This window comes from Nocardioidaceae bacterium SCSIO 66511 (assembly GCA_023100825.1).
Classification (GTDB): domain Bacteria; phylum Actinomycetota; class Actinomycetes; order Propionibacteriales; family Nocardioidaceae; genus Solicola.
Genome location: CP095846.1, coordinates 3,794,606 through 3,808,297 on the forward strand (window position 1 = coordinate 3,794,606; position 13,692 = coordinate 3,808,297).

Annotated in this window: 10 protein-coding genes; 2 read left to right on the forward strand and 8 right to left on the reverse strand. The window is 64.3% G+C overall.

The genetic code is table 11. From position 1 onward, the window contains the following. Positions 1-19 precede the first annotated feature (19 nt). Positions 20-958 carry a sulfotransferase gene (locus MU582_18020; protein ID UPK74316.1) on the forward strand — a complete coding sequence of 313 codons (939 nt, stop codon included), beginning with the start codon at positions 20-22 and terminating at the stop codon, positions 956-958. Here MU582_18020 and MU582_18025 read toward each other — a convergent pair. The 3 genes from MU582_18025 to MU582_18035 are packed head-to-tail and all read right to left on the reverse strand — an operon-like array spanning position 952 to position 5,253. Continuing rightward, complete coding sequence (locus MU582_18025) at positions 952-1,761, reverse strand: hypothetical protein (protein UPK74317.1); 810 nt, start codon at positions 1,759-1,761, stop codon at positions 952-954. The genes MU582_18020 and MU582_18025 overlap by 7 nt on opposite strands. Positions 1,762-1,800: 39 nt before the next feature. After that, the gene (locus tag MU582_18030) at positions 1,801-2,529 is read right to left on the reverse strand and encodes a hypothetical protein (GenBank protein UPK74318.1); all 729 of its coding nucleotides are present in this window, start codon (positions 2,527-2,529) and stop codon (positions 1,801-1,803) included. Positions 2,530-2,541: 12 nt separating this feature from the next. Next, positions 2,542-5,253, reverse strand: a complete 2,712-nt coding sequence (locus MU582_18035) for a PKD domain-containing protein (GenBank protein ID UPK74319.1) — start codon at positions 5,251-5,253, stop codon at positions 2,542-2,544. Between the two features lie 436 nt (positions 5,254-5,689). On the opposite strand from MU582_18035, the gene MU582_18040 reads away from it, so the two are divergent. After that, complete coding sequence (locus MU582_18040; protein ID UPK74320.1) at positions 5,690-6,577, forward strand: glycosyltransferase family 2 protein; 888 nt, start codon at positions 5,690-5,692, stop codon at positions 6,575-6,577. 51 nt (positions 6,578-6,628) lie between these two features. Here MU582_18040 and MU582_18045 read toward each other — a convergent pair whose 3' ends face one another. From MU582_18045 to MU582_18065, 5 genes are all read right to left on the reverse strand, one after another. After that, positions 6,629-9,310, reverse strand: coding sequence for a PKD domain-containing protein (locus MU582_18045; protein UPK74321.1), 2,682 nt, complete (start codon positions 9,308-9,310; stop codon positions 6,629-6,631). Positions 9,311-9,730: 420 nt separating this feature from the next. Beyond that, positions 9,731-11,182: a sulfotransferase gene (locus MU582_18050; protein UPK74322.1), complete on the reverse strand. Its 1,452-nt coding sequence runs from the start codon at positions 11,180-11,182 to the stop codon at positions 9,731-9,733. Then, positions 11,179-11,538 (reverse strand): UDP-N-acetylglucosamine transferase subunit ALG14, encoded by a 360-nt coding sequence (locus MU582_18055; GenBank protein UPK74323.1) that lies wholly within the window; start codon positions 11,536-11,538, stop codon positions 11,179-11,181. Before MU582_18055 ends, MU582_18050 begins: the two co-directional genes overlap by 4 nt. 186 nt (positions 11,539-11,724) lie before the next feature. Continuing rightward, the gene (locus MU582_18060; protein UPK74324.1) at positions 11,725-12,612 is read right to left on the reverse strand and encodes a hypothetical protein; all 888 of its coding nucleotides are present in this window, start codon (positions 12,610-12,612) and stop codon (positions 11,725-11,727) included. Positions 12,613-12,652: 40 nt separating this feature from the next. Continuing rightward, positions 12,653-13,531, reverse strand: coding sequence for a hypothetical protein (locus MU582_18065; protein ID UPK74325.1), 879 nt, complete (start codon positions 13,529-13,531; stop codon positions 12,653-12,655). Positions 13,532-13,692 lie beyond the last annotated feature (161 nt).

A 13,692-nucleotide genomic window follows, 5' to 3' on the forward strand; every position in this document is an offset into this window, starting at 1 on the left:
GCCCGAGGAGGCGATCTCAGTGACGGAGTCGACGACAGACCGCGTCTCAGTCCTGTACGTCGGCGGCATGCCTCGGAGTGGTTCCACGCTTACCGACCTGCTGCTTGATCAGCTCCCCGGTCATATCGGCGTCGGAGAGATCTTCTACCTGTGGGACGACGCGCTGGTGCGCAATGCGCCGTGCGCCTGCGGCGAGACCTTCCACAGCTGTTCGTTCTGGCAAGCCGTCGGCGAGCGGGCGTATGGCGGATGGGAGTCGATCGACCCCGAGCACGTCAAACAGCTGCAACGCACGGTCGATGTCACGGCCGCCATTCCCAAACTTGTGCGCAAACCTCGCTCGGCCGCGTTCGCATCGTCACTCGACGAGTACCTCGATCTTCTGACCCGGCTCTATCGCGCCGTGGTTGCAGTGAGCGGGTGCCGGATAGTCGTGGACTCATCGAAGCGTCCGTCGATGGCGTACGCGCTTCGCCGTGCCTCCGAGATCGATCTCAGAGTCGCCCATGTCGTCCGCGATCCACGCGGTGTCGCCTACTCGTTCTCCAAGACCGTGTCGGTCGATCGTGGTGTCGGCGTCCCGACGGAGATGCCACGAACCGTCCCGCGCAAGGTCGCGCGACGATGGGTGACGGTGAACCTGTCGATCGCGGGACTGTCTCGCCTCGGTGTTCCGCTCGAACGCCTCAGGTACGAGGATCTCGTTGCCCAACCGCAGCGGGAGCTGTCCCGGGTACTCGACCTCGAGAAGCGAGCTCTGCCCGCCGACTGGAACTTCGTCGAGAACGGCGCCGTCAACATTCCTCGCACACATGCGGTCGCCGCCGGTCGCGTCAGCCGCGAGAGCGGCAGCATGCCGCTGCGGCGCGATGACGCTTGGCGAGGGGCAATGCCCGACAGAGACCGCAAGCTAGTCAGCGCACTGACAGCGCCATTGCGTCTGTGGTACGGCTACTGACGCGCGGTCGGTCCGTCCATGGGCTTCGAGTGCCGTGCCGAAATCTCCTCGCGCGATGTCGGCCAGCCTTCCGGCACCCGTCGGTCGGCGTAGCGACGACCGAGCCAATAGGAGAAGTACAGATGAACTAGGAGCCATCCCCAATACGCCTCCGCGGCACGGTGCGCGTAGTCGATGCCGAGCCGAAGGCCTCCGGCGAGGTCGTCGCGGGCCCATGGCGCCAAAGTCATCATGGTCAGCGCAAACACGATGAGGCCCGCGCACCACAGGTGACGGCGAATCGCGACGTCGTACCGGCGTCCCTCCAGCACCATCCGATCCATCACGTCGAGGCCGACCGGCGCCAGCAGAATCAGCACGAGGCTCTCTGCCTGGTCCAGGACCAGGGCAGTGTCGAACAGGGCGACGATGAAGACGAGTACTGCGGCGGCGTAAGCCCACGGCCAGCGCAACGGTCGACGGAGCTGAAGGAACAGCGCCAGCACACCGCCAGCGATTATGGGCTCGTTCAACGTCGCAACGCTCGAGGGGAGATCGCTGAGCACGAGCAGCCAGCCGATGCCGATGCAGCCGATCGCGATTGCTGCCGAGACGCTCCAGCGCCGACTCGTCGATAGCGACGCCGGTCGTAGGAACTGGATCATTGCGCACACGAGCAGTGCGAAGCACAGGGACTCACTGTTGTGGCCGATCTGGGAGGCCACGCTGCCGGGCAGGACGGTAGACAGCTGCTTGCCGACAATCAACGCGAGCAACGCGAAGACCGCTACGTAGAAAACAACCGTCTTCGATCTGTAGCTCATCGATCCGTCCTTCGTCGTGCCCGCAGGCGAGTGTTCAGATCAGCCGATCGTCACGTCGAAACAGCCTCGGTCCGGGCCCGAAGTCGCCTGGAGCCGCCACGTGCCCTTGCCCGCGATCGGCACGTTCGTGTCGTAGAAGGACCACTGCTCGGCATCGCCGACGGTCGCTTGGGTGAGAGTCGTCGATGAGCCGCCGCCGACCCTGGTGACACGGACGGTCAGATCACCTGGGTTGGCACCGTGGCGCGGGATCCAGTACAACCGGATCGAGCCCTTCGCTTTCCCAGGTGAGCGCTCACCGTACGAGGCGCGCGCCTCGTCGAACGGGCCCGCTGCCATTCCTCCCGAACGCACATCACGTTTGCCCGTCGTGTCGACGCATGCGTGATCGTCGTTACCCGGGATCTCATTAAGCACCGGCGACTGACTATCGCCCTTGTGCGTGACGTCTTCGTCGTTCGGCGGAGCCACCTGATCGGCCGCAACGGTGCCGTCGCCGTCCGACCCGTCGGACTCTTTGTCCGAACCGCTCTCCCCGTCCGACCCGGCGTCTTTACCCGAGCCGGAGTCGGCACCCCCAGCGGTTCCGTCCCCGTCGGCCCCGGACGTCGTCTGTGAGCCGGGTTCGACGTCGGTCTGAGTCTGCTCAGCGGTGCCGCCCGCACCCGTTGCATCATCATCGCCGTCGCCGCTGCAGGCGGCTGCAGCAGCGACGAGGACGATCGCCGCGGCCGTTGTAGCGAGCCGTGCCGGTTTCATCGCGAACATCTCGAATCACCTTCAGTTCTCATTCAGCACGATTGTCCAGGCGACCGAACGGGCGCTTGCGGTATCGGTCGTCGCGGTGTGATTCCCGACCGCGCCGGCGTTGACCGCATCGCCGGAGTCGCCGAAGAGCGAGGTAACCCGGCCCCCAGCGCTTCCATATGCGGCTTCTCGCGTCGTCACCGCATTGGGAGCGCTCCACGATGTCGTCGAGCTCGACCGGTCGGCCCAGTACGAGACGACCCAGTCACCCGATGCGGCGGCGGCCGAAGGCGTCGTGTGGCTCGCCGTAGATCTTGCGGTCGCGACTTCGATATCGTCGATCGGATTCGTCGTGTCTACGCCGGCGTATGCCCCGATGGTGAGCGTCGCCTTTGGGCTTCCGTTGAGATCCCACTGAAGGGTCGAGGCGGCGTCGGCTGCGGATGCCGTCTTGGTCCATACATAACTCGTCAGATTTCCATCGAGACTGCTGTCGACGAGGGTCCAACCGGCGGGCGCTACCGGGTTGGGCGCATCCGAAGCGAACGTCCCCAGCGCGATCAGAGTGTCCCCGCTTTCGATTGTCCCAGGTGCCTCGATCCGTGGGTGTGCAGCATCGCGTGCGACGCTCGACGATCCCCTGAACGACAGACCCGACGTCGGCGGCGGCTCAGGCTCGGTAACCGGAACCTGGCGGGTCGCGACATCGGTCGCACCGCCGTCATCGGTGACGGTGAGCTTGATCGTGTACGTATCGGCCGAACCGTACGTGTGTTGCGCCTGCTCGCCGGTCGAAGACGCGCCGTCGCCGAACTCCCACGCATATGAAGTCACCGAACCGTCCCCGTCGGACGAGCTCGACGCATCGACGTTGCAGGTCAGATCCGTGCAGTCGGCGGAGAACGCCGCGGTCGGTGGATCGTTCACCGCCTGCGCTGCACCGCCGATGAAGAGTGCGTTGGCGCGCCAGTCGTTGCCGGTGCCGACTGTTGTCGATGAGCCTGAGGGTATGCCGTTTTGGATGTTGATGGCGGTCAGTCCGTTGCTGGATGTCGCGACGTAGACCTTGCCGGCGGCGGTGAACATGCCGTCGGTTGTCGACCAGTTACGTCCGGTCGATGCTTGGAACTGGTCGACACCGACGATGCCGCTGTCGACGCTGAAGAAGCGGTAGAACAACGCGGACTGGCCACGCAGGGTATAGAAGAGTCGGCCGTTGTCGTAGTACATCCCGGTCACGTTCGGGATCTGCGAATAGAACGCGCTGATCCGTCCGTCGTAGGTGTTACCGCTTCCGGTGCCGACACCGGCCCAGTACGGATCGTTGTACGGGTCGAGCTTCGTCGCCGGGCCGAAGCTGCCGTCGTCGAACGACCGCCGATACAGTGCGCCGTCGCTCTGCCCGTAGATCAGCTCGTTGCCGACCCGGAACGCACCCCGCACTCGACCCCAGTCGATCCCGCCACTGTTGACGTTCGACGGCGAACCAGCCGTCGTCCCGTCGAAGTCGACCGAACGCAACGGATTGCCGCCGGACCTGCCCAGATAGACCGAACCCGGCAGACTCGGCGTCGTGTCATCGGCAACGGCCGCGCCGCCGGCGAGTGGAAAGAACGCGATCCGTGGACGCTTGTACTGACGGTTGCCGACCCACACAGTGTCGCTACCCATCCACAACCCACTCGAAGACGCATGCAACGCATACACCGCAGCACCACGTGGGTTACGGCCCGGATTCCACTTCAACGGCACACCCGTACGCGGGTCGAGCGCAGCGATACCCGGCCGCGGCACCGCACCGGACTCGGCACGATCACTGCCCATCGCATTGTTGAACCACCGCTGATGCCCACCGACATACACCGCCTGCTCGGTCGTCTCCACCGCCCACAACGTGTCGCCACCGGTATCGGCAACCCACGTCGGCTGAATATTGCTCCCCGTCGCATTCGCCTCGAACCTCGCCGCGGTATCGCAAAGCGTCCCAGTGTTGTGACCGCCCGTGGTCGCAATCACGAAGTAGCTCCCGTCAGGCGACATGTCCACACCACGCACATAGGTGTCGAACGCCCAGTTGAAGCAGTACGGCTCGTAACGCCGGGTCTGCCAGTTCGCAACCGACGCACTGGCAGAAGACAGATCGATCACGACAGCCTGGTCCCGAGACAACCCATCGACCCGCTTGAAGTTCCCGATCGCCACCATCCGGCTGCCATCGGGAGTCACATCAAGATCACGCACACCGACCGCTCCCTGCGCCCCACCGCCAGAGTCGTTGTGTCGCTGCGTCACCGGAAGGTTCAAGTACGGCAGCAACGCGCCACTGTCCGCATCGAGCGCAACAAGACCGCCATAAAAGCTGCCGCCGACATTCTTGAAGTTGCCCCCGACGAAGATCCGATCACCCGACCGCTGAATCGTGTTCGCACGACCGTTCATCGCCGGCGCACTGAACCCCGACACCCGCGAACCATCCGACAACCTGAGCAACACCACACGACTCGAGTTCGCACCATTCACCTGCGAGAACCCACCCACGACATAGACCGTCCCCGCCGTCGGACCCGCCAGCACCTCTTCCACCGAACCGTTCAACGCCGGCACAAACGACGTACTGATCTTGCCCGTGTCAGCATCAAACGCCAGCAGATAATTACGCGTGACCTGACCGCCACCCGCCGACGTCGCCTTCGTGAAGTTGCCCCCCAACACCACCGTGTCACCGATCTGAGCAATCCCACGCACAGAACCGTTATCCACCGCCGGAGTAGTACCCGCCGGCACCGCACCAACCACCTTGTTGTGCTCAGGCGCAACACCCCGCGACGGACCAGACCCCACCGCAGCCAACACACCCGCAACCAGACAACACAACGCGAAACCAACAACAAGCCGCATCCCACGACGAGCAAAAACAATCATCGGCCGCATCCCTCACCAACAGTGCCTCTGGTAGATGTTCTCCACCATGAAACCGCCGCTGCACCAGGCAATACGCCGAAACGGAGAAACTGCGCAAAAGAAGTACTCAGGGTGCTCGTTGCCTGACACATGGTGAGCGCGACTCCCTACTATTCGTGCGAAACGTGACCACTGCGGCACGGTCGGCGACTAGCCTTCAGACGTGACAACGACCCAGCTGACGTAGGTGTGCGAATTGCCCTCTCCCGGTGTATCCGTAGTGATCGCGACCCGCGATCGACTCGACCTCCTCCAGTGCGCGATCGGCGCCGTGGTCTCCCAGGACTACTCCGGACCGATCGAGGTCCTGGTCGTCTTCGACCGCTCCACTCCCGTACCGACGCTCGAGCGAGACGACCCACACCGACGGGTGCGTGTACTCGAGAACACCCGCTCCGCTGGGCTTCCGGGCGCACGCAACAGCGGCATTCTCGCAGCCGAGCACGACTTGGTCGCCTTCTGCGACGACGACGATCACTGGTTGGCGAACAAGTTGCGCCGCCAAGTGGACGCACTCGAGTTGCGCTCGGTAGCTGCGGCAGTGACGGGCATCCAGATCCGATTCGAAGAGTCGGTGACACCCCGGCCGATCGACCGCGCCTCGATCTCGTTCGACGACCTGATTCGCGATCGGCTGACCGAAGCACACCCGTCGACGTTCCTCATTCGACATGAGCTGTTCGAAGACGAGTCCGAACTTGTCGATGAGGAGATACCAGGCGGTTACGGCGAGGACTACGACCTTCTGCTGAGGCTCGCGCGACGCGCACCGATCGCGGTCGTCCCCGAGCCGCTCGTGGAGGTTCTGTGGCATCAAGGGTCCTTTTTCACAAGGAGATTCGAGACCATCGTCACCGCGCTCGACTACCTCCTCGACAAGCATCCTGAGTTCGCGGACGACCGCCGCGGCCACGCTCGCATCACCGGCCAGCAGGCCTTTGCCCTTGCTGCGATCGGGCGGCGTTCTGACTCGGTCTCGACTGCGCTGGCGACCTTGCGCCGGCAACCGTCGGAGAAGCGCGCGCTCCTATCCCTACTCGTGAACATGCGGGTCGTCGGCCCGGAGACAGTGCTTCGCCTCGCACACCGAACCGGTCGCGGCATCTGACCGTCGCGACCGGGCAGGCCAAGCTGGCGTCTCGCTCGGCGTGCGCGCTACTCAACGGGTGTTCAGAACGATTGTCCAGGCGACCGAGCGAGGACTATTGCGGTTCGTTGTTGCAGTCCGGCGTCCAACACGTCCACCCTCGACCGGACCATTCGAGTCGGCGAGCAGTGACGTGACGCGTCCCTTGCCCACGCCGTACACAGAGCGTCGTACGGCCACCGGTTTCGGCGCCTTCCATTTGGTCGTCGAGCTCGACCGGTCGGCCCAGTACGAGACGACCCAGTCACCGGCCTTTGCGCGAGCGGTCGGGGTGCGGTGCTTCTTCGTACGCCGCGACGTCGACTTCCGAGCGGCACCGACCGAGTCGGCCCTTGCATATGCTGCGACCGTGAACGTCGCCTTCGTGCCACCGGCAAGGCTCCACCGCCTCTTGGAACCTGCGTCCGATGCACGCGCCGACTTGGTCCAGGCAAAGCTCGCGAACTTGCCATCGGACTTGCGCCCGATCAGATTCCAACCCTTCGGTGCGATGGGCCTCGGGTGCCGGGACGCGAAGGTCGCGATCGCCAACAAGGTGTCACCACGCTTGGTGTTGGCGGGTATCGGCACTCGTGGCCGGGCGTTGTGCCGCGCGACCCCCTTGGCGGCTCGATACCGCACACTCGACGGTGGCGGCGCGGACACCGTCACCTGACGCGTCGCCATGTCTGTACTGCCAGCGTCGTCGGTCACCGTCAAGGCGATCGTGTACGTCCCGTCGGCGCCGTACGAGTGCTGAGACTGCTTACCGCTCGCCGAATCGCCGTCGCCGAAGTCCCATTCGTACGAGGCGATCGCTCCCCTGTCGTCCGTTGAGTCCGATCCGTCGAACTCACACTCGCGATCGCTGCAGGTGACAGCGAACCCGGCCTTGGGCGGAGCGTTCATCCGACCGATGAAGAGTGCGTTGGCGCGCCAGTCGTTGCCGGTGCCGACTGTTGTCGATGAGCCTGAGGGTATGCCGTTTTGGATGTTGATGGCGGTCAGTCCGTTGCTGGATGTCGCGACGTAGACCTTGCCGGCGGCGGTGAACATGCCGTCGGTTGTCGACCAGTTACGTCCGGTCGATGCTTGGAACTGGTCGACACCGACGATGCCGCTGTCGACGCTGAAGAAGCGGTAGAACAACGCGGACTGGCCACGCAGGGTATAGAAGAGTCGGCCGTTGTCGTAGTACATCCCGGTCACGTTCGGGATCTGCGAATAGAACGCGCTGATCCGTCCGTCGTAGGTGTTACCGCTTCCGGTGCCGACACCGGCCCAGTACGGATCGTTGTACGGGTCGAGCTTCGTCGCCGGGCCGAAGCTGCCGTCGTCGAACGACCGCCGATACAGTGCGCCGTCGCTCTGCCCGTAGATCAGCTCGTTGCCGACCCGGAACGCACCCCGCACTCGACCCCAGTCGATCCCGCCACTGTTGACGTTCGACGGCGAACCAGCCGTCGTCCCGTCGAAGTCGACCGAACGCAACGGATTGCCGCCGGACCTGCCCAGATAGACCGAACCCGGCAGACTCGGCGTCGTGTCATCGGCAACGGCCGCGCCGCCGGCGAGTGGAAAGAACGCGATCCGTGGACGCTTGTACTGACGGTTGCCGACCCACACAGTGTCGCTACCCATCCACAACCCACTCGAAGACGCATGCAACGCATACACCGCAGCACCACGTGGGTTACGGCCCGGATTCCACTTCAACGGCACACCCGTACGCGGGTCGAGCGCAGCGATACCCGGCCGCGGCACCGCACCGGACTCGGCACGATCACTGCCCATCGCATTGTTGAACCACCGCTGATGCCCACCGACATACACCGCCTGCTCGGTCGTCTCCACCGCCCACAACGTGTCGCCACCGGTATCGGCAACCCACGTCGGCTGAATATTGCTCCCCGTCGCATTCGCCTCGAACCTCGCCGCGGTATCGCAAAGCGTCCCAGTGTTGTGACCGCCCGTGGTCGCAATCACGAAGTAGCTCCCGTCAGGCGACATGTCCACACCACGCACATAGGTGTCGAACGCCCAGTTGAAGCAGTACGGCTCGTAACGCCGGGTCTGCCAGTTCGCAACCGACGCACTGGCAGAAGACAGATCGATCACGACAGCCTGGTCCCGAGACAACCCATCGACCCGCTTGAAGTTCCCGATCGCCACCATCCGGCTGCCATCGGGAGTCACATCAAGATCACGCACACCGACCGCTCCCTGCGCCCCACCGCCAGAGTCGTTGTGTCGCTGCGTCACCGGAAGGTTCAAGTACGGCAGCAACGCGCCACTGTCCGCATCGAGCGCAACAAGACCGCCATAAAAGCTGCCGCCGACATTCTTGAAGTTGCCCCCGACGAAGATCCGATCACCCGACCGCTGAATCGTGTTCGCACGACCGTTCATCGCCGGCGCACTGAACCCCGACACCCGCGAACCATCCGACAACCTGAGCAACACCACACGACTCGAGTTCGCACCATTCACCTGCGAGAACCCACCCACGACATAGACCGTCCCCGCCGTCGGACCCGCCAGCACCTCTTCCACCGAACCGTTCAACGCCGGCACAAACGACGTACTGATCTTGCCCGTGTCAGCATCAAACGCCAGCAGATAATTACGCGTGACCTGACCGCCACCCGCCGACGTCGCCTTCGTGAAGTTGCCCCCCAACACCACCGTGTCACCGATCTGAGCAATCCCACGCACAGAACCGTTATCCACCGCCGGAGTAGTACCCGCCGGCACCGCACCAACCACCTTGTTGTGCTCAGGCGCAACACCCCGCGACGGACCAGACCCCACCGCAGCCAACACACCCGCAACCAGACAACACAACGCGAAACCAACAACAAGCCGCATCCCACGACGAGCAAAAACAATCATCGGCCGCATCCCTCACCAACACAGATTGAAGCCTGCCCATCCATGTAACCGCCGACCTCGCGGATGTACACCGAAATTCGGAAAGTTTCCGCAAACTAATACTCAATGTGTCTGACGTCTGACACATCGTTGATTAGGACCCCTATAAACGCTGCGGTTTCGGCTTCACAACGGCCCGTCGATATCGGTGTTCGAGAGGCAGACCCCTACGCGTCGCCGCCGCGCGAACCGGGTGACGCGAGCCTAGTAGCCGAACGCGCGCCGAACGCCGGCGGTCAGCAGCCCTACAACGCGTCGGTCTCGCGCAGGCAGCTGCGAGCGCCACGCATCGTCTCGCACCAGGTCGACGGCTCCGGTCTTGAACCGCATAGGGTTCCCGGCAACCGTGTGTGCCTCCCGCAGCTGGATCCGACGACCGTCCACATGCGCAAGCTCCGTGCCGGTGTCGTGACCGGCGAAATCGAGTAGCCGCTGCAGGGTTTCGGCCGGTGCGTCCAAGAAGTCCTCGTACCGCACGGTTGTCAACGGGACGCCTCGGGTGCGTAGTCCGGTGGCAAGACCAGCGAACGTCGTCCATGTCGCGGCCGACCGAGCGGCCCCGTACCGAGGCATCATGACCGCCTCGTCGACGACCTCCGGTCGCTTGACGGATTTCGCCCACGAGTGCGCGACCCCCCGTGGGTCACGCACCACGTGGACGCAGCGCAGGTCCACCTGCGCGCGGCGGGCGAGCGCGGCGTACGCAGGCAGCTTGCTCGAGTCGACCAACAGTCGCGCTCCCGACGTGTCGTACGCCGCGCCGTACAGCCGACCTAGTCGACTCACCATTCGGTCACGCTCGAGGCGGTGTTGCGCCGATGGACTTGTCGTCAACAGTTCGAGGTATCGCCGCGTGCGCACGACACGGTGCCGATCGGCGACGACCTCGCTCAGATCGAGCGTCTCCCAGCCGTCGAACGCCGCCTTGCCCACTGCCGACCAGAACTCACATTTGTCGAATGTGAGACCACATCCACACAGCTCGTGATCGCGTACGCCGCGCTCCCACAGGTGGACGGTCTCGCCAAGGGACGCGACGCCTGGGACGTCACCCAGCGCGCGTTCCAACAGCGTCGACCCGCTGCGTCCGGAACCGACCATCAACAGCACCTTGGGCCGAGACTGCACCCCTCCGAGCTCCGCGATGACGTTGCCCAACCGTTGGCTCGCCGTTGCAAGTCGCGCGTCAGCCTCTGGATCTGCATCCATGCGCGGCGTTGGGTCGTCGACGCCGGCGTCGAGCAGCGCACGGAACTCGGTGGCGCCGTTCGCGGCGTAGATCAGACCGTCATCGTTCAGTCGCCGGCAGAAGGCGAGCTGGTGGCCGTCGACGTGCTCGCCAAGCATCGGGTCGCGGGCGACGACCACCGGGATCCGGCCCGCATCGCGCGCTTCCACGATCGACATGGGGCCGCCCTGGGTGACGATCACGTCAGCTCGCCGCATCAATGCCGCCAACTCGTCATGCGACACATACGGCGCCGCCGGGCTGTTCGGATGCTTCGACGTCCCGTACTGGATGAACACGTCGACATCGGGCCGAAGCGACGCCCAGTCATCGAGCCAGTCGACGAGGCGATCGAATCGATGATGGTCCGAGCCGACCGTTGCGAGCACGAACGGGACGCCTGGGCGCACATTGGCTGCGATGCTCACAGCACCTGCCCGATGAGCTCGGAGCCGCGGTAGAGGTCGCGCTGCTCTTCCCACTGGACACAGAACCGCGATGTGACCGGCCGGCACATGCGACCGGTCAGCGTCTTCGAGTCGATCCGGTCGTAAACCTCGACGTACACGGTCGGGATCCCACGCCTCCGCGCCTCGACGAAGAACGGCACGGCAACGCCCGCGCCAGTGGACACAACGATGTCCGGACGTACCGCAGGAATCACCTTCCTGGCCAGGTTCCAGTTGCGGGCCAGGTTCACGACATTGCGCGTCGTCGGGTGGTACGCGTGAATGACGTCCTCGCCGGCAAGCGGCTCCTGTGCATCAGGTTTGTCGAATGTCACCCACGTTCGCGGGTGATCCGCCCAGACCGAGCGGAGACGTACGAGCTGGGCAAGATGACCGCCAGTAGACGTGACAAGTAACAACCGAGGATTCATCTGCGGCCCTCCCGAAACCTGCTCGCGAGTCTAGGTGCGCGGTGGCCGCACCGTCCCCGGTTTGGAGAGATCCACCGTCGGCCGCGTAGCTCAGTGCCGAGCCATGATTTCTCGCCATGCGCGTTGGGACGGCGCATCCTCGAGCTCGAACTCGCCGCCGACCGACGAGTTGAAGTAGGTGACGAAAGCGGCGTCGTTGCGCCTCGAGTACGACGCCACTTCACGCAGCCACTGGGCGCGTCCCGCTCCGTCGTCTCCGACCGCCAGCTTGCTTCCGAGCTCCGCAATCGCCCACGCCGAACCTGCCCGTCCCGACAGTTGCTGGGACGCGTCGAGAATGGCGGCGGGCGACGCGTACTCGCCGTCTCTTGCGGCCGCGTTGTAGCAGTCCCAGGCAAGTACGTCGGGCGGATCTGCAGGGACGTACGCTGACCACCGACGTGTCGAATCCGCGCGTGCGGTCCAGCACATCAGGACGACAGTGCTGATCAGTCTGGGGCTATGCGCCTGATCGGCGATCCGATCGATGTGCTCCCACGCGCGTACGAACTCGTCGGCAGTGAAAGCACCTCGCTCGATATCATCCTCGGGCTCGTGGAAGTAGACCCAGTACACGTCGCGATCTGTCGGCGCTTGCGCAAACCAGTCGCGTAGGTACGCATCCACATCACCGTCGAGTACCTCACGCGGTGCGACCTTGAAGGACACGACTACGTCGGCCGACCCGGCCAGGCCGGTGATCTTCGGCCAGGGTTCTGGTCGAGACGACGAGAACAGCCTCACGATCGGCGGCGTACCGATCTCGCGGCTGGCCCGCTCCGCGGCGGCCGTCGCGGACTCGCCCGGACGCGAGGCGACGGTGGCACCGAACACGGTTACGTCGCCGCGATCCGCTCGCCCGTCTGCCAATACGGCCGCGACCGCACCGACGATCGCTGCCGTGAGCAGGAGCGCCAGTGCGGCTCGCAGTCTCGTCACCCGGCAAGGCTAGGCCTTGCCTGGTGACGCGTGTGCGGAGTCAGCCGATCCGGTTCACCACGAACCGCCAGCCACGCTTGGACGGACGGTCACGCAGTCGGAAGTCACCGCCGACATCACTGTCGAAGTAGGTGACGAACCGTGCATCGTGCTTCTTCAGGTAACGACCCGCACGGCGAAGCCACGCCTCCCGTCGGTCACCGTTGTCGCCGGAGGCGAGCAGGCTGCCGAACTCGGCGATACCGTACGGCCGGTTCTGCCGCGCCGAGATCCGGATGATCTTGCGGAACATCTTCTTCGGCGCGAGATAGCTGTTCTTCCGGATGAGGTAGTTGTACGCATCCCATCCGAGCACGTCGACCGCGGACCGTACGTAATAGTCCTTCCAGGAGCGCCCGGAGCTGGGGTTCAGGGACCACGCCATCAGGATCAGCGTCGACTTCAACTTGGGGTTGTGTGCCTTCGCCTCGAGCCGCTTCAGATGCTTCCATGCCCGGCGGTACTGGGCAGCCGTGAACTGGCCGGCCTCGATGTTGTCTTCGGGCTCGTGGTAGTACGACCAGAAGGTGGGCTTCTTCTTCGGCGCATGCCGGAACCATCGGGTGAGGAATCGATCGTGGCGACCGGAAGCGATCGCAACCGGGTCGGCCTTGAACGAGACGACGAGCCGTCGACCCTTGTAGTTCGATCGCAGACTCGACCACGAGGCCGGCAGCCCGGTGTGGAATGCCCGGACGACGTCGACCCCGCCGAACTTGCGATCGGTGCGCTTCAAAGCCTGCGCCGCGGTCTCGCCGCCTCGGCGCTGAGCAGTGGACCCGAACAGCGTCTTCGGTGCCTTCTTGCTCGCGACGGTCGACGGCGCACTGGTGGATCCCGATTGGCTTGCACCCGTTGCTGCTAGCGGAGCGACAGTCATTGCGGCGCTTGTTGACAATACGAAAAGTGTGCGATGCACACGGTGTGACGTAGTACTCATAGTAACCACTCAATTGCGGACGGTTAACAAGCACAAGACGATAAACCTTGCGCCGAAACCCCGCAAAAGAGGAGTTTTTACTCAGCGTGAGAGGCGAAACA

Bases quoted from the DNA above. Each gene is read 5' to 3' on its own strand.
- MU582_18065 (UPK74325.1), bottom strand. From the start codon at position 13,531: ATGACTGTCGCTCCGCTAGCAGCAACGGGTGCAAGCCAATCGGGATCC.
- MU582_18030 (UPK74318.1), bottom strand. From the start codon at position 2,529: ATGTTCGCGATGAAACCGGCACGGCTCGCTACAACGGCCGCGGCGATC.
- MU582_18025 (UPK74317.1), bottom strand. From the start codon at position 1,761: ATGAGCTACAGATCGAAGACGGTTGTTTTCTACGTAGCGGTCTTCGCG.